General features: G+C 44.7%; 10 protein-coding genes. 8 read left to right on the forward strand and 2 right to left on the reverse strand.

Annotated features, from left to right (window positions below):
• Positions 1–687: 687 nt before the first annotated feature.
• From pruA to ACLGGO_RS01410, 6 genes are all read left to right on the forward strand, one after another.
• Positions 688–3,720: an L-glutamate gamma-semialdehyde dehydrogenase gene (gene pruA, locus ACLGGO_RS01385; protein WP_446418005.1), complete on the forward strand. Its 3,033-nt coding sequence runs from the start codon at positions 688–690 to the stop codon at positions 3,718–3,720.
• A 170-nt stretch (positions 3,721–3,890) separates the two neighbouring features.
• Positions 3,891–6,698, forward strand: coding sequence for an ATP-binding protein (locus ACLGGO_RS01390; protein WP_446418006.1), 2,808 nt, complete (start codon positions 3,891–3,893; stop codon positions 6,696–6,698).
• Positions 6,699–6,737: 39 nt separating this feature from the next.
• Complete coding sequence (locus ACLGGO_RS01395) at positions 6,738–8,186, forward strand: hybrid sensor histidine kinase/response regulator (protein ID WP_446418007.1); 1,449 nt, start codon at positions 6,738–6,740, stop codon at positions 8,184–8,186.
• Positions 8,187–8,309: 123 nt separating this feature from the next.
• Positions 8,310–8,984, forward strand: a complete 675-nt coding sequence (trmB, locus tag ACLGGO_RS01400) for a tRNA (guanosine(46)-N7)-methyltransferase TrmB (RefSeq protein WP_446418008.1) — start codon at positions 8,310–8,312, stop codon at positions 8,982–8,984.
• 254 nt (positions 8,985–9,238) lie between these two features.
• Positions 9,239–12,655 (forward strand): NACHT domain-containing protein, encoded by a 3,417-nt coding sequence (locus ACLGGO_RS01405; protein WP_446418081.1) that lies wholly within the window; start codon positions 9,239–9,241, stop codon positions 12,653–12,655.
• Positions 12,656–13,253: 598 nt separating this feature from the next.
• Entirely contained in the window at positions 13,254–13,652 is a 399-nt protein-coding gene (locus ACLGGO_RS01410; protein WP_446418009.1) for a hypothetical protein, read from the forward strand.
• Between the two features lie 679 nt (positions 13,653–14,331).
• On the opposite strand, the gene ACLGGO_RS01415 is transcribed toward ACLGGO_RS01410, so the two are convergent.
• Positions 14,332–14,883 (reverse strand): hypothetical protein, encoded by a 552-nt coding sequence (locus tag ACLGGO_RS01415; RefSeq protein WP_446418010.1) that lies wholly within the window; start codon positions 14,881–14,883, stop codon positions 14,332–14,334.
• Between the two features lie 218 nt (positions 14,884–15,101).
• Positions 15,102–15,956 carry a DUF72 domain-containing protein gene (locus ACLGGO_RS01420; RefSeq protein ID WP_446418011.1) on the reverse strand — a complete coding sequence of 285 codons (855 nt, stop codon included), beginning with the start codon at positions 15,954–15,956 and terminating at the stop codon, positions 15,102–15,104.
• 7 nt (positions 15,957–15,963) lie between these two features.
• Between ACLGGO_RS01420 and ACLGGO_RS01425 the strand changes: the two genes are divergently transcribed.
• Positions 15,964–16,863: an RsmE family RNA methyltransferase gene (locus tag ACLGGO_RS01425; protein ID WP_446418012.1), complete on the forward strand. Its 900-nt coding sequence runs from the start codon at positions 15,964–15,966 to the stop codon at positions 16,861–16,863.
• A gap of 90 nt (positions 16,864–16,953) precedes the next feature.
• On the forward strand, positions 16,954–18,066 hold the full coding sequence (locus ACLGGO_RS01430; RefSeq protein WP_446418082.1) for a tetratricopeptide repeat protein: 1,113 nt from the start codon (positions 16,954–16,956) through the stop codon (positions 18,064–18,066).
• Positions 18,067–18,093: the final 27 nt, after the last annotated feature.

Here is an 18,093-nt window from a genome sequence, read left to right on the forward strand (position 1 = left end):
GGAGTTGGAGCCTCTACGCTACTTGGCGCAAGCCTGGTAGAGCAAGTTTTGACGTTGAATACAGAATCCCACGCGCTTTGAGCCGTGGGAGTGTCAATTTTACCTCTTGCCAAACCCTATCCCTGAAATGCTATTATTTTTATCAGTCGCGCAACTGAACCATGAAAACTGCATACTGTCAGGCTTCCAGATGACCGCTCTTGGAATTCCCCTGAATCCCTATCAGGGATTGAAACAGGTTTCAACTGATTGGTTCCTTGGAATTGATGAAACTTGGAATTCCCCTGAATCCCTATCAGGGATTGAAACAACAATAAAACGGATAACAAATATAGCAGTTCGCTCTCGCGTAGTTACAGTACAAGTGTTCTAAATTCCTCCTGATCAAGCATCCCTATCTAATGTGTAAATACACCAGCGCGAAGCGCTATAACTGAAAACTGAAAACTGATAACTGATAACTGAAAACTGAAAACTGATAACTGAAAACTGATAACTGAAAACTGATAACAAATAACTGATAACTGATAACTGATAACTGATAACTGAACTGATAACTGATAACTGATAACTGATAACTGCTTGGAATCCCTATCAGGGATCGAAACCTGCACAATTGGCTCTAGCAGGATATAATAAAGAGTTCGAGATAAATGCCTTAGCCCAGAATTAGGAGTCTACCCGCCCGTGGTTGTACAAGTCGCCAACAGCATCTACGAAACCCAAACCACCGAAATCGCCAAACACCTCCTAGACGCCACTCGGCAAAAACGCTCCTTTTTTGCCCAAATGCGTGATCATATCCGCTGGGATGATAAACTCCTAGCCTGGGCGATGAGTAATCCAGGTTTGCGGGTGCAGCTTTTTCGCTTCATTGATGCCTTACCCGCCCTGGGAAGTAAGACGGAGGTTGCCCGTCATTTGCAAGAATATTTGGGGGATGAATCTGTAGAACTTCCCGCCGCCCTGAAAAATCTACTCAACTTTGCCAATCCTGACTCGATGCCGGGACAGTTGGCGGCTTCAACAGTATCCACCGCCGTGGAAACCCTGGCAAATAAGTATATCGCTGGGGCAACAATTAAGCAGGCAATTAAAACAATTGAACGCCTGCGGAAAGATAAGATGGCATTTACCCTAGATTTACTAGGGGAAGCCGTGATTACCGAAGCCGAAGCCCAGTCTTATCTGGAACGCTATCTGGATTTGATGGAACAACTTACCCAGGAAGCGAAAAATTGGTCAACGGTGTCGGAAATTGACCAGGCAGATGGGGAAGAATTATCACAAGTTCAAGTCTCTGTTAAGTTAACCGCATTCTATTCCCAATTTGACCCCCTAGATCCAGAGGGTAGCAAAAAACAGGTGTGCGATCGCATCCGGATTCTGTTACGTCGTGCAAAGGAATTGGGGGCGGCGGTTCACTTCGATATGGAACAGTATGTCTATAAAGACATGACTCTGGGCATTCTCAAAGAATTGTTGATGGAAGATGAATTCCGCGATCGCACCGACTTAGGTATCACCCTGCAAGCCTATCTACAAGATAGTAAAAGGGATCTAAAGGATATTATCACCTGGGCAAAAGAACGTGGCAACCCCCTCACCGTGCGTCTGGTTAAAGGAGCATATTGGGATCAAGAAACGATTAAATCCTTACAAAACCATTGGCAACAACCCGTTTATAACCAAAAAAGCGCCACCGATGCCAATTTCGAGGAAATGACCCAACTGTTGCTAGAAAATCACCAGTATCTCTATGCTGCCATAGGGTCTCATAACGTGCGATCGCAAGCCAAAGCCATCGCCATTGCAGAACAGTTAAATATCCCCCGTCGCAACTTCGAGATGCAAGTTCTATACGGAATGGGAGATCAACTGGCAAAAGCCTTAGTGCAACGGGGACATCGGGTGCGGGTTTATGCGCCTTACGGGGAACTCTTACCCGGAATGGCATATCTGATTCGCCGCTTACTAGAAAATACCGCCAATAGTTCCTTCCTACGCCAAAGTTTAGAAGAACGCCCCGTTGAGGAATTAATCGCCCCTCCGGTTGTGGATGAGGAACCTGTAGGGGCGGGTTTTACAGATAACGTTATCGCAAAAACCGATAACTTGACTAAACCCGCCCCATCCCCAATCCCCCATCCCCAATTCCCCAACGCCCCCGATACCGATTACGCCCAAGCCGAAGCCAGGGAAAAAGCCCAAAACGCCCTGGAAACCGTGCGCCAACAACTAGGAAAAACCTACTATCCCTTAATTAACGGCGACTATCAACCCACAACCGAAACCGTTGATTCCGTTAATCCCGCCAATCCCAGTGAAATTATCGGTAAAGTTGGGTTACTCTCCATTGAACAAGCCGAAACGGCATTAAACGCCGCCAAAGCCGCCTTTCCCGGATGGCGTCGCACCCCGGTAAAACAACGGGCGGATATTCTGCGTCAAGCGGCTAAATTAATGGAAGGGCGCCGGGAAGAACTCTCCGCTTGGATATGCTTGGAAGTCGGCAAAGCCTTACGGGAAGCCGATGCAGAAGTCTCAGAAGCCATCGACTTTTGCCGTTACTATGGGGATGAAATGGAACGGCTAGAGGGAGGGTATATCTATGATGTGGCTGGGGAAACCAATCGCTATATCTACCAACCCAGAGGAATTGCTATCGTTATTTCTCCCTGGAATTTCCCCTTGGCAATTGCTACAGGAATGACGGTAGCGGCGTTAGTCGCGGGAAATTGTACCCTACTCAAACCCGCCGAAACCTCATCCGTGATTGCGGCGAAACTGGCAGAAATTTTAGTCGCCGCCGGAATTCCCCAGGGAGTGTTTCAATATGTTCCCGGTAAGGGTTCCCAGGTGGGTGCTTATATGGTGAAGCATCCAGATACTCATTTAATCGCCTTTACCGGTTCTCAAGAGGTGGGATGTCGGATTTATGCCGATGCGGCGATTGTCCAACCGGGTCAAACTCACCTGAAACGGGTGATTGCCGAGATGGGGGGTAAGAATGCCATTATTGTGGATGAGAGTGCTGACCTGGATCAAGCCGTGGCGGGAGTGGTGAAGTCGGCATTTGGGTATAGTGGTCAAAAATGCTCTGCCTGTTCACGGGTAATCGTCCTCGACCCTATCCATGATACCGTAGTGGAACGATTAATCGAAGCCACGCGATCGCTCAATATTGGTGCGGCTGAATTAGCCAGTACTCAAGTCGGACCGGTGATTGATGATACTGCCAGAAATCGAATTCAGGACTATATTGAAAAAGGGCGGCAAGAGGCAGAAATTGCGGTGGAATGTGAAGTCCCAGAAACGGGTTATTTTGTTAGTCCAACTATTTTTACTAACGTTTCACCCGATGCCAGAATTGCCCAAGAGGAAATCTTTGGTCCGGTTGTAGCGGTGATTCGAGTCAAAGATTTTCAAGACGCCCTGGCTGTGGCAAATGGGACAAAATATGCCCTGACGGGAGGATTATATTCCCGCACACCGTCTCATATTGACCAAGCATCTACAGAGTTTGAAGTGGGCAATCTCTATATTAACCGCACGATTACGGGGGCAATTGTTTCGCGCCAACCCTTTGGCGGGTTTAAACTATCAGGGGTAGGTTCTAAGGCGGGAGGACCCGATTATTTACTCCAATTTTTAGAACCGCGCACGATTACCGAAAATATTCAGCGTCAGGGGTTTGCCCCGATTGAAGGAGTAGATTAAACGGATGAAAGTTAATTAAAGTAGATCCCCGATTTCTTGAAGAAGTCGGGGATCTGGTAAAAAGATTATCTTGACAGGTTAGGGTAGCATCTGAGTCGTCAATCCACTCATTGCTCATAAACTAACTCTGACGGATGTTACCCAGTTTTTTGCCAAAATCCTCTTTCAAAATGCCCCTGCGCCTCGTCCTTGTCGTTCCTTTCCTAGTGCAAATTACTGCTGCTGTAGGATTAACGGGCTGGCTTTCCTTACGCAATGGGGAAGAAGCGGTTAATGAACTTGCCAGTGATTTACGCCAAGAAATTGCTGCCAGAATTGAACAGAAACTCGACAGTTATTTGCAAATACCCCATGGGTTCAATCAACTAAATGCCAATGAAACTTGTTTGACTCAGTTAGAATTCAGTCGTTTAATCTATTGCCAGAAAATGTTTTGGCATCAGATGCAAGTTTTTCCCGTCAGTGCTACAGCAATTGCTACAGAAGATGGTAAATATATTGAAGTGGTGCGGCAAGAGGAGGATAAATTTCAAATTCACCAGTCTATTAATTATACCAAAAATATTTATCAGGTGGATCGGCAAGGAAATCGGACGAGGTTATTAGGAAATAGTATCTATTATGATCACCGAAATCGACCTTGGTACAAAGAGGCGGTAAAAGCCGGTCAGCCAACCTGGAGTAAGGTTTTCCGCTATGAACATGAAGATACATTAGCAATCGCGGCGAGTATGCCCCTTTACCACGAGGATGATACGTTGCTGGGGGTAACCAGTACGATTCTGTCTCTGTCTCATATTGGGGAATTCCTAAAAAGTTTGAAAAGTACTCAATTTGGACAGACGTTTATTTTAGAACCCAAGGGGAAGGGAACATTAGTCGCCACATCAATGAGTGAAGATACGGTGGTATCTAGTAATCATAATAAATCAGAGCGGAATGACTCGATTACCAGTGAAAATCCGCTGATTAAGGCGACGGCTGACTTTTTGGTGGGTAAATTTGGCAGCTTTGAGAATATAAAAGGGGAGTATCAGTTAGATTTTCAGCTAGATAATAAGAAGCAATTCGTGCAAGTTTTGCCTTTTCAAGATAATAAAGGACTGAATTGGTTAATTGTTGTCGTGGTGCCAGAAGATGAATTTATGGCACGTATCCACGCCAACACACGCCTGACAATTCGGCTGTGTGTGGGGGCGTTGATTTTCGCCACCCTGTTGGGATTATTTACCTCTCGTTGGATTAGTCAACCGATTCTGCGACTGAGTGCGGCGTCTTACGCGATCGCGAGTGGGGAACTTGATCAAAAAGTAAAAGTTGAAGGGATTTATGAACTGCGGATTTTATCCAAATCCTTTAACCAAATGGCGCAGCAGTTGCAAGAATCCTTTACCGCCCTAGAAAATGCCAAAGCGGAACTAGAATTGCGCGTAGAACAACGCACAGCGGAACTGAAAATGGCAAAAGAAGATGCGGATACGGCGAATAAAGCCAAAAGTGAATTTCTGGCAAATATGAGTCATGAATTGCGAACGCCACTGAATGGGGTGTTGGGATATGCCCAAATTCTTCAACGTTCAAAAACAATGAGCGATCGCGAACTTGATGGTATTCGCATTATCCATCAGTGCGGTTCTCATCTGTTGATGCTGATTAATGATATTCTCGATTTAGCGAAAATTGAAGCCAGGAAGATGGAACTTCATCATAGCGATATTTATTTTCCCTCGTTCCTGCGTGGTGTTGTGGAAATTTGCCGTATCCGGGCGGATGGGAAAGGCATTTCCTTTATCTATCAACCGACTTCACCCCTCCCCGCCGGTGTGCACGTAGACGAAAAGCGACTGCGACAAGTTCTGATTAACTTACTCAGCAACGCGATTAAGTTTACCGATACCGGAGGCGTTACCTTTAAAGTCGGATATGTAGAGAGTCAAGACAATCCAGGCATTGGGTTAAAGGATGAACATAGCACAGAATTATTATCTAGTCAAGCCAAAAAATTCACCAATCCCCATCACCGAATTCGGTTTCAAATCGAAGATACAGGAGTGGGTATGACTCCCGAACAGTTGCAGCGCATCTTTTTACCCTTTGAGCAAGTGAGCGATCGCAAACTTCAGGCAGAGGGAACTGGACTGGGTTTAGCAATTAGCCTAAAAATTGTACAGCTAATGGAAAGTAAAATTCAAGTCCAAAGTGAATTAGGCAAGGGGAGTGTATTTACCGTAGATCTAGCCTTAAGAGAAGCCAAAGAATGGATGCAGGTAACCACCACCCCCACTCAGGGTAGAATTATTGGCTATCAGGGCAAATCCCGCATAGTTCTCGTCGTCGATGATCGGTGGGAAAATCGTTCAGTTCTCGTCAATTTACTCGAACCCTTAGGATTTGAGGTGATTGAGGCGAATAATGGTAAAGAAGGATTGGATATCGCCATGACAGCATCGCCCGATCTGATCATTACCGACTTACTCATGCCGATTATGGACGGCTTTGAGATGATGCGACACATTCGCCAGTCCAAACAGCGGGAAAATATGCTAATTGTAGTATCGTCAGCCAGTGTTTTTGAAATGGATCGGCATCACAGTTTGGCAGCCGGGGGCAATGATTTTCTGCCCAAACCCGTTCAACTTGATGAGTTGCTGCAGACGTTACAGCGACATTTGGGACTGACATGGATTTACGAGTCCGCATCAGGAAAGGGCAGTCAGTCGGTGGCTGTTAAGATAACAACAACTGAGTCCCAAAAATTGGGTAAACCCGAAGCGATTATTTTTCCTGAAGAGGAACTAGATATCCTCTGGGATTTAGCCATGAAAGGTCGCATTAATCTTCTACTGGAAAAAATTGATAGTATCGAAAAATCAGATCAGAAGTTTGCTCCATTTGCTCAATATATCCGCCAACTCGCTAAAGGGTTTCAGCTCAAAAAAATAAGGGATTTTATCGCCAAAAATAGGTGCATTCACTAAACAAACTTCACAAGTCGCTCCCCCTAATAAATTATATCCATGATTAACTCTAATTCAATGACGTTAAACCGGATAGAAGAACACAACAATCCAATAGATAACTTAAGTAAAACGATTATTTTAATTGTTGACGACAGTCCCAACAATCTAGAAATCATATCAGAAACCCTGACCAGCGCTGGTTTTGAAATTGCCGTTGCCCTTGATGGAGAAACCGCACTTGAACAGATTGCCTACGATCCACCAACCTTAATTTTGCTAGATGTGATGATGCCAGGAATGGACGGATTTGAAACCTGCCGTCGCCTGAAAGCTAATCCCGCCACTCAAGAGATTCCCATCGTTTTTATGACGGCTCTGACGGATACAATTGATAAAGTTAAGGGTTTAAATTTAGGCGCAGTAGACTATATCACCAAACCCTTTCAGCAGGAAGAAGTATTAGCACGAGTTAAGGTGCATTTGAAACTGCGAACCTTAACTAAAACCCTAGAAGAACAAAATACACGACTGATCCAGGAAGTTGAACAACGGGCTAAAGCAGAAGCCGAGTTGCAAACATTAACTCAGGAATTGGAACAACGGGTGGAAGAACGGACAAATCAACTTGCCCAAGCCCTAACCAATTGGCAACAAGCCCAAGCCATGCTGGTTCAAAATGAAAAAATGTCTAGTTTGGGACAAATGATCACCGGAGTTGCCCATGAAATTAATAATCCCATTAGTTCGATTCATGGTAATTTAAGCTGTGCGGGTGAATATAGCAGAGACTTACTCCAACTCCTGCACCTCTATACTCAACATTATCCGAATCCAGTTCCAGAAATTCAAGCTAAATCGAAAGAAATTGACCTAAACTTTCTGATCAAAGACTTTCCCAAAACATTTCACTCAATGGAATTGGGCATTGAACGCATTTGCCAAATTATTAAAAGCTTACGGAATATCTCCCGCCTTGACGCGGGTGAAATGATGATGATTGATTTGCACGAGGGGTTAGACAGTACTCTGGTTCTCTTGCAACATCGAATCAAACCCTCCGGGAAACATTTAGGGATTCAAGTGATTAAAGAATACGGCAAATTACCGCCCATTGAATGCTATCCTGGACGCCTGAGTCAAGTGTTTATGAATATTTTGGCGAATGCGATTGATGCGTTAGAGGAAGCAGAATTTAGAAAGCAAAATTCAGCGGAAATTTCAGAGAGGGACAAAACCTTAACTGCTCCCACTATCTGGATTCGTACCGGAGTGATTGATCGCCAGCGAGTAGAAATCCGTATTTCTGATAATGGTCCCGGTATCCCTGAACAGATGCAAGACAAACTATTCCAAGCCTTTTTCACGACAAAACCCTTTGGCAAAGGAACCGGGTTAGGATTATCGATTAGTCATGAGATTGTAGTGGAAAAACACGGCGGAAAATTACGTTGTATGTCCAAACCGGGAAAGGGCGCCGAGTTTATTATTGAACTTCCCATTGGTTAATTAATGTAGAGACGTTCCATGGAACGTCTCTACAATTGGCGTGGGGCGGGTATATTTGCCTTTGGGAATCATCAAACCCACCCCGACAAAATTAATCACCAATCCCCAATCCCCTGATCTAAAATGTCAAAAAAGGAGGTGAAACAATTGCCGAAAATTCGCGTGCGCCAACATGTCAATCCCCTGAGTAAAAAATACCTGACTCCGATAACGCCTCCCCACTGGGAAAAGGTTTACAATCAACATAAGCAACCCCTGCATCTGGATATAGGAAGTGCTAGGGGTGAGTTTTTGCTAGAAATGGCAACGCTGCAACCGGATTGGAATTTTCTGGGATTAGAAATTCGGGAACCTTTAGTTGAGAAAGCCCAAGAAGCGGTGGCTGAGTTAGGATTAAGGAATGTTCATTTTATATTTTGCAATGTTGATAATTCATTAGTACCGATTTTAGACTCTTTACCCCAGGGAGTATTAAAGCGGGTGACAATTCAATTTCCTGATCCGTGGTTCAAAAAACGCCATGAAAAACGCCGTGTGGTTAAGCCAGAATTGGTGAATACGTTGGCAAAATACTTAAAAGAAGGGGGCGAAACCCTGATTCAATCTGACGTGGAAACCGTAGCAAAAGAAATGCGCGATCGCTTTACCGAAAATCCCGCTTTTCAACCTCAAGGAACCGAATGGTTAGCCACCAATCCTCTACCCGTTCCCACCGAACGAGAAACCTACACAATCTCCTGCGGACAACCCATTTATCGGGCGTTGTTTAGCCGAAATCGTAGGGGTGTAGGGGCGTAGGAATGTAGGGGTGTAGGGGCGTAGGGGCGTAGGGGCGTAGGGGCGTAGGGGCGTAGGGGCGTAGGGGCGTAGGGGCGAAGCATTTGGGTGCAAAATTTGAGGATGTGTCGGATCAGGTTACTCCCCAAATGCTTCGCCCATCATCGTTTATCCGAAGGGATATAACCACAAACATTTATCAAATTGAGGATGTGTCATCATCATTTACCCGAAGGGCTATAATAAACCATAAACCATCCTTGAGTCATCGCAGCATGGTGGAACTTTGGACAGCGCTGGGCGTTTCTATCCTAAAAGATTTAGTCTTAAAAGACATCCTCCTGAAACTAGGGAAAGAAACATTAGAAGACTATGTAAAAGATTTTTTCAAAGACAGCATTAAAACTGGGGTACAATCCGCCCAACCCGATGTCCTGAAAAAAGCGCTGGGTGAAGCTTTACAGCAATTCCTCAAACTCATCGAAGATGAATTACTCTTATATTTAACCGAAGCCCAAGTTCGAGACACCTATCAATTAGAAATTGGGCGGTTTATCCAAGACGATGAAGTCAAACCCCTGTTAGGAAAAGCCTTTGAAAAAGATTGTCGAGTCATAGACGCTAATCAATTAAGGATAATTTGGGTACAGCGCTATTCTCCCGATATGCCAACTGGGTTTAACTGGGAGGAGATTACCAAGCCCTATCTCAAAGAAGTGAAACGCATTGTCCGCAATTCGCCAGAGTTAAAGGCAATTTTAGAATTAGAGATTCTAGAATCCATTGAAGAACAGGTTCGAGAAAATGCCAGAATTAATCCCGATTTTAATATATTCAAATATCAAGAAGGATTACGCGAACGCTACAGTCATTTAAATTTATCCAGTTTAGATACAACAGGCTGCGCTTATAATGAACTGAAACTCTGGCAAGTCTTCATCCCGCAAAATGTGCGACAAGTTCATCAGGTATTGCCCCAAGTCTATGAACTGCCCAAAGAACATCAACGGCGACTGCGAGAGAGTCATCAACTTGACGCGGATGTGTCTCTGGAAGACTTAACCGACTATAAACAGGTTTATTCTCAACAACCAATTCGCCCGATTGGGGAAATTATTAAAGATAAAGATAATTATCGCTATCTGGTTATTCTCGGTGATCCGGGTTCGGGTAAATCTACCTTATTGCAATATTTAGCATTAGATTGGGCAAATTCTACACCCAATGATGCCAGTTTCCAGCCAATTCCCCTGCTGATTGAATTACGCACCTACATGCGGAATCGCGATGTGGGACAATGTAAGAATTTCCTGGAATTCTTCCATGATAGCAGTGGGATTGTCTGTCATCTGAATCAGCATCAACTGGTGGAACAGTTAAAAGCCGGAAATGCTTTAGTGATGTTTGATGGCTTGGATGAGGTATTTGATCCGGGAAAACGGGAGGATGTAATTACCGATATTCATCGCTTCACCAATGACTATCCTGATGTGCGGGTAATTGTCACCTCTCGCGTGATTGGCTATAAACCGCAGCGGTTACGAGATGCCCAGTTTCATCACTTTATGTTGCAAGATTTGGAGGAAACTCAGGTTAAGGAATTTATTAACCGTTGGCATGATTTAACGTTTACAGATCAAGTAGATAAACAGAGGAAGCAGGAACGACTGCAACGGGCAATTGATACCTCAAAAGCGATTCGCGAACTCGCTGGAAATCCCTTATTGCTAACCATGATGGCAATATTAAATCGCAATCAGGAATTACCCAGAGATAGACCCGAATTATATAACCAAGCGTCGCGGGTATTGCTGCATCAATGGGATGTGGAACGGGCGTTAGTCGAACATCAGCAGTTAGAGATTCAAACGATTGATTATAAAGATAAGCAGGCGATGCTGCGTCAGGTGGCTTATCAGATGCAAGCAGCGGAGAAAGGGTTAGCGGGTAATCTAATTGCGGCGGATAAGTTAGAGAGAATTTTGACCGATTATCTGAAAACCATAGACATCAATAATTCCAGGGCGGTGGCTAGGGTGATGATAAAGCAACTGCGGGAACGGAATTTTATATTATGTTTCATGGGGGCTGATTATTATGCCTTTGTGCATCGGACGTTTTTGGAATATTTCTGCGCCTGGGAATATGTTTGGCAGTTTGAGAAGGAACGAACAATTTCTCTGGATGAGTTGAAAACCGAGGTTTTTGGCAAGCATTGGCAGGATGAGTCTTGGCATGAAGTGTTACGGTTGATTGTGGGGATGATTGAGCCAAAGTTAGCTGGGGAGATTCTGGATTATTTGAGGAATCAGCCGGGAGAAGCGGAAACGTTTATTAATGTGTTTCTAGCGGCGGATTGCCTGAATGAGGTGAGGAATCGTTCGGTTATCATATCGACAGCGACTCAATTACTGAACCAGATTAAGGGTTTAACCCAGTACGACTTCCCTCATTATTATGAACCCTATAACGAGGAAGCCGATTTAGTTCAGGAAATTCGCACCCAAGCGGTTGCGGCAATTGCGACAACCTGGCATGATTCTCCAGACACCTTACCTTGGCTGAAACAAAAATCCCAATCTGATGACTATTGGGCTGTGCGACGTGCAGCGGTGCAAGAATTAGCCAGAGGCTGGAAAAATGACCCAGACACCTTACAGTGGCTCAAACAAAAAGCCCAATATGATGACCATTGGCGTGTGCGACAAGCAGCGGTGGAAGAATTAGCCAAAGGCTGGAAAGATGACCCAGACACCTTACAGTGGCTCAAACAAAAAGCCCAATATGATGACCATCCGTCTGTGCGACGCGCAGCGGTGGAAGAATTAGCCAAAGGCTGGAAAGATGACCCAGAAACCTTGCCTATACTCAAACAAAAAGCCCAATCTGATGACCATTGGGCTGTGCGACGTGCAGCGGTGCAAGAATTAGCCCAAGGCTGGAAAGATGACCCAGAAACCTTGCCTATACTCAAACAAAAAGCCCAATCTGATAACCATGGGGCTGTGCGAAGTGCAGCGGTGCAAGAATTAGCCAAGGGCTGGAAAGATGAACCAGACACCTTACCGATTCTCACACAAAAAGCCCAATCTGATGACGATTCTGATGTGCGATATGCAGCGGTAAAAGAATTAGTCCAAGGCTGGAAAGATGAACCAGACACCTTACTTATTCTCAAACAAAAAGCCCAATCTGATGACTATTGGGCTGTGCGATATGCAGCGATGGAAGAAATAGCAAAAGGCTGGAAATATGACCCAGACACCTTACCTTGGCTGAAACAAAAAGCCCAATCTGATCACCATCCGGATGTGCGAAGTGCAGCGATGGAAGAAATAGCAAAAGGCTGGAAAGATGACCCAGACACCTTACCTATTCTCAAGAAAAAAGCCCAATCTGATGATGATGAGTATGTGCGACGTGCAGCGGTGAAAGAACTAGCAAAAGGCTGGAAAGATGAGCCATGGCTATTTGAATTATTACGCGATCGCGCCCTTAATGATTCCTTTGTGCGTGAGAACGACTGGCAAGACAATCCTCGGCAATTAGCAATTGAAATTATTATCAAACAATATCCTGATAATCCCCAGACTCTACCCTTGCTGCGCGACAGAGCCGAAAATGATCCTGATGGAAAAGTTAGGGAGTTTGCTCAGAATAAATTGGCACAATTAGAGAATCAAAGGAGCTAGATAGGATATAATATTAGCGGTAAAATCAATTTACATTATCTAATCGACAACCTGTTAAAATTCACATATTGCACCATTTTCAGTCAGCCCCAGCATCCGCCAAGAATTCAAAGCCTCTCTCCTTGCAGGAGAGAGATTTTGCAGATTCCGTGAAAAGTAAGGTCTGAAAGCCCCTCCAAATAAACAAATATATTCCGCTTCCCTCCCCTTGCAGGGGAGGCATCGGGAGGGGTCAGACATCCGTGTCAACTTAAGGTGAAAACTTTCTCCTGTAATAGCTTAGGGAGAAAGCTTCACGCCCCAGTTTGTGTCGAACTGCTCGAAACAATAATTGGCAAGGATTGTGGCTTAAGTGGACAAGGATGAAAGGATGGTGTCCTCTGAAAACCCTAAACTCTATTCCACCATTTTAGCTGTGCCACGCCATAAATTTACTCTTCCTAACCTTTTAATTCATCATTTTTTAACATATATTCAATTTAAATTCATATTTATTGAGATTTTACAAATCTATAATATTTGCTGAATATTCTGTGAAATCATTCCATTTCTATAGACAAGGCAATCACAGATTAAGTAAAATATAAAAATATAAGGAATGACTAATTTTTTAGTTGTTCAATCCGAGTTTCCTGAGTTTTATAATCCTATCACCCCTCTATTGAACATGAAACAACTGCCTTTACATCTCCTAAGTTACAGCTTACTTGCTACCAGTTTTACACTTATATCCTGTTTTGTTTCAACTAACGCGGTACAAGCCTCAGTTATTTCCTTGGATAACACCAGCACATCAACAAATACGCTTACGACTGACGCTGTTGTTCAAGTCAACGAAGCAAATAGAAGAATAGTTATGAATACAATGCCTCATATTCCTGAGCATAGCCCGGATCATGATGATGGTTCTGCGTCCCAACCAACTATGCTAATAAGTTTTGCTTTGATAGTTGGTTCTATCGCCGCCACAGCCGCACGTTATCGCCAGTCTTGCTAAATATTGAGTGTGAATCGGTTGGCTGATTGGGGTTGAAAGTTAAATGATACTTCTAACCCCTTTTTTTCGTTGTTGTGAATGCTTACAGCGCTTTTGGTAGTAAGTGAGGTATACAAACAGATCCCCGACAACTTCTACGAAGTCGGGGATCTATCTTGCCTAGATAGACTGTACCTCATCAACCACCAAATTTGCTGTATATAGCGTTTCATATATTGATAGCAAGGCTTGAATTGCCGTGTCTAGTTAAGTGTAGGTATTTTTACAGTCTGAAAGAATTAGCTGAGGAGAGATAGGATGTCTTCGTTCCTCCCGTTTATCAGGACTTCATAAATCAAGGCATTTTGCTGAAATTTCTGTAAACTTAGATACTTTTTATAGACAACCTACTAAAACATTCAGTAACGTAGTAAATAAGAAGAGGGTGCTGATTCTTCTGCCATTCTAAAAAAGTCTCATAAGTTTTCTAATCCTACAAGCCAAGCACAAGAATATGACAACTTTCACCTCTCGTTTACTGGGTTCCAGCTTACTCGCCACAAGCATTGCTCTCGCTTCCTCTTTGGTTTCAGCCAACGCCGCACCGATGTCATTGGTGTCAACTTAAGCGCTAAAAGCTGGGGGAGCAATGTAGAGACGTAGCATGCTACGTCTCTTGGCTGGGGGAGCTGGGGAAGGTTCAGTCTAGAGTTAATATTTTTCCATTGGTAGGATCTAGAAGTCTTGACCTCTGCTGATAAAGCTTTTTGAGGATACTAACATCACCCATACAATAATCAATCACTTGTCCTCGTTTCCCGCGTTGCCAAAGTTCTGGTGCTAATTTTCCTTTCCCTGATTTCCCATACCCCAGATTAACTCTGGCTAGTTGCTCTAAACTGTAACCCCCACGAGTTTTACCTTTAACATAATCAGGCGGCATTCCGGCGGCGACACGGACATGGCACAATAGGTCGTATGTCGTCTTGACGTGTAATCCATTGGCGGCACAAAGCTGATCATCAAAGGCGATAGAATTAAAACCGATAATTTCTTCGGCTTGATTGATTAGTGCTTGGAATTCTGCTAGATTATCTTCTAAATAAATATGATATCGATCCTGCCAGGATGAGTAAGCACAGATAACTGATATCCCCATTCCCGGAAAATCTTTCCAGCCTTGGCAGTATTCTAGGTCAGGTGAAGGCTCGTTGTTAGGGATACAACGGACAATCTCGCAGTCGTATATCACTGCTTTTTTGGGAAATTCTGGTTTAGGCTGAGATATTCTATCTCTTTTTGAGCGTCTATATTGTAACCAATTAAGCATTTTAAGTAGGTAGGCACGACCCGATAAAATTGAGTGGATACAGTTGTAGATTTGTGCAAGCGGGTCGCCCCTACATCAGGATTAGAGGTGATATACTCCCAGTAGTGTTGGCTTTTCCCTCCTTTCGCTTTATTTCCCTGTCAAAACAAACTCAATTGTATGGGTGAGTGATCAATCTGATTCCACGGTAACGGGGGAACGGGTACACCATGATCCTGTAATAACTGTTGAAACTGTCGCGCATTACCTGGAGAATAGTTTTCTATGGGACAGTGAACGAAAAAATAAATCTGTCGCCCTAACTTTAACTCCTGATTCACCCAGTTTACCCACTCTTCGAGAAATGGCTGATTCACCTCTTGATCGGGATGACTAATAAACCGCACAAAACTAAATTCTGCTGTCACCACAGGTTGCACGGGTAGTTTGGGCTTGCGAACTTCTAGTGGCGTTTTATAATGAGTTGAGTGACTATAAGCAGGTCTGCTATCCAACAACACTCGTCCTACTCCCAGTTGGGTCAATAGTTCATTTAGATGACTGGCGTGGGGTTGTTCAAACCAATCAGGATGACGCACTTCTGTTGCGATCGCAGCTTCGGTTTTCTGCCAAGCTTCGAGAAAGGCTGCCAAATCCTCTAAAAATGCAGGTTCATAGCTGGGGGGAAGTTGGAGGAACACCGGACCTAAATGTTCTCCTAACCCTCGCATCGTCTCCAAAAACGCCAAAGCCTCTGAAATGGAGGGTTTCAAGAATCCATTATGAGTGAGCGATCGCGGCAATTTGGGACAAAGCTGAAAACCGGGTGACATCTGGGATTTCCACTGCGCGATCGTTTCTGAACTGGGAATTGCGTAAAATGTGGTATTTCCTTCAACAGTTCTCAACCGCTGACTATAAAGATGCAGCAATTGTCCCCCTTGACTCTTCGGCGGATAAAATTCACCTATCCAACCCTTATATGCCCAAACTGCACAACCCAATAAAAAATTCATCTCAACAATGAACCTGCAACGATTAGTCATCTCACCCACGCAACGACAAAACCAACACATTCTCCTCACCGACAGCCAACAGCATTACCTGGTGCGAGTCTTGCGACTGAGTAAAGGCGATCGCTTTATTGCGATGGATGGACAGGGAAACTGGTGGTTGAGCGAGTTAGCGGCTAACTTGACCCAAGCTATCATTATTGAATCTATTCCTATCCAAACCGAATTACCCTGTACTATTACTTTAATGGTAGCGATGCCAAAGGGGAGTGGATTTGAGGATATCATCTCTGGTGCAACCGAACTCGGTGTAACCTGTATCATGCCCATTAAGAGCGATCGCACGATTCTCAACCCCAGTCCCCGCAAACTGGAACGCTGGCGGCGTATCGCCCAAGAAGCCGCGGAACAATCAGAACGTCAGATTGTACCTACGATTCTTGATCCCCTGGATTTTACCTCAGCTATTGAACAAGCTATCCACTCAGCCAGCCACTGTTATATTTGTGTCGCACGAGGTAACGTTCCTCATCTGTTAAATTGCTTACCCAACTCAGAAGTTTTCAACTCTAAACCAGAAAAGGGAGATGGGGGCGGGTTTAGTAACCTCAGGGTGACAACAAACGATAGTAGTAAAACCCATCCCTACGTTCAAAACCAGGTTCCCTCGAACGCGGTGAAGGGTCAAAACCATGTCCTCGAACCCAGTGAAGGGTCAAAACTTCCTGTTATCGCCATTGCGACAGGACCCGAAGGCGGCTGGACTCCCGCAGAAATCGAACAAGCCATCGTTGCTGGATTTCAACCCGTTTCACTAGGACACCGGATTTTACGTGCTGTTACCGCCCCGCTCATGGCTCTCTCTTTAATTGCCGCTAGTTTAGAGGTACAACAGGTAAATAGCCGGTAAAAAAGGATTAGATATTATTGAGTTTTGCTCCCCTTGTTTCCAGACGTTCCACCGAAACGTCAAGATAAGCTCCCCCTGCTCTCGACGATTATGCTTGACCAAGTTACTGATGCCTTTAAACAAAAAGACTACCGCACAGCGGCTCGGTTACTCAAACAGTTAGCCAAGGAAGAACCCAATAACCCTTGGGTGCGACTCTATATCGGACGCTTACATGAAGCCACGGGTAAGCTAGACGCCGCAGAAACCGCCTACCGCAACTTACTCAAAAATACCACGCATCCCAAAGTTATGACTCAAGCGCGTCAGGGACTTGGGCGTTTAGAAGCCAGGGAACAGGAAAAACGTCGCCAAGCTTTAGCCCAAGCCACGGCTGACCCCCAAAATACCCAATTTGGCATTTTAATCCTCGAACCTATTGAACCCCAAGCCAAACCCACCGCCGCCCAAACTTTGGCGAAGATCATGCAAATTGATCCCTACACAGCACGCCTGCAACTCCCTACACGCGGCTGGCGGTTGTATCGAGTTGGACCCATTGGCGAATTAAAATTTTATGCGTCATCCCTACAGCAGGGGTCAGTTCCCTGTTTTTGGGCAATTCTGGCGCAGATTCAATCCCTTAATGTGTTTAGCGTCCATTATTTTTCCCAAGTCAGTTCTGAGGAAGCTACAGTTGTCTGCGAAAATGATCAAGGTCAACTGGGTTCTCTCCCCTTCCAGTGGTCAGAAGTTAGTCAACTGGTGGAGGGACGCTTGCCTATTTTTGAACAAGTTGTGGATCTCGACGCTCGTGGTAAATTACAGCGTAAGACTCAAACCCAAGACTACGCCCAGTTTTGCGACTTGCATTTACCGACAAGAAAAACTATCCTGCGTTTGTGCGATCGCGATTATCAGTTTCAACAGGGAATTGAGCTATCCCTCCAGCAAAAGAGCCACCCAACCCAGGGAAAATCCACATCTTCCCTAAGCCATACAACCAATAGAATCAACTGGAATAACCTGCGGGGTTTTCTCAACCGCCAGCTTCCTCAAACCCCAGTTTGGTCAGATTTCACCAGCTTTGCCGAAACTGCTCTCGATTACCGAGAAATGCTGACTCGTTTACCTGCTCACATTGACCTGTTTCGCCGTCAAGAAAGCCTCTGGGATTCTGCCTTTGAGCTATACAGTGGACTGGTTTTCCTGAAAAATGACTAAAGGTTTCCGCTTTTTGCAGTAAGCCTA

The sequence above is a fragment of the Coleofasciculus sp. genome (genome assembly GCF_046565525.1).
Lineage (GTDB): Bacteria > Cyanobacteriota > Cyanobacteriia > Cyanobacteriales > Coleofasciculaceae > Coleofasciculus.

What these genes read in the sequence shown, in the direction of transcription:
- ACLGGO_RS01405 (WP_446418081.1), top strand. Translation starts at nt 9,239, where the DNA reads ATGGTGGAACTTTGGACAGCGCTGGGCGTTTCTATCCTAAAAGATTTA.
- ACLGGO_RS01390 (WP_446418006.1), top strand. Translation starts at nt 3,891, where the DNA reads ATGCCCCTGCGCCTCGTCCTTGTCGTTCCTTTCCTAGTGCAAATTACT.
- trmB (WP_446418008.1), top strand. Translation starts at nt 8,310, where the DNA reads ATGTCAAAAAAGGAGGTGAAACAATTGCCGAAAATTCGCGTGCGCCAA.
- ACLGGO_RS01425 (WP_446418012.1), top strand. Translation starts at nt 15,964, where the DNA reads ATGAACCTGCAACGATTAGTCATCTCACCCACGCAACGACAAAACCAA.
- ACLGGO_RS01410 (WP_446418009.1), top strand. Translation starts at nt 13,254, where the DNA reads ATGACTAATTTTTTAGTTGTTCAATCCGAGTTTCCTGAGTTTTATAAT.
- ACLGGO_RS01420 (WP_446418011.1), bottom strand. Translation starts at nt 15,956, where the DNA reads ATGAATTTTTTATTGGGTTGTGCAGTTTGGGCATATAAGGGTTGGATA.
- ACLGGO_RS01430 (WP_446418082.1), top strand. Translation starts at nt 16,954, where the DNA reads ATGCTTGACCAAGTTACTGATGCCTTTAAACAAAAAGACTACCGCACA.
- ACLGGO_RS01395 (WP_446418007.1), top strand. Translation starts at nt 6,738, where the DNA reads ATGATTAACTCTAATTCAATGACGTTAAACCGGATAGAAGAACACAAC.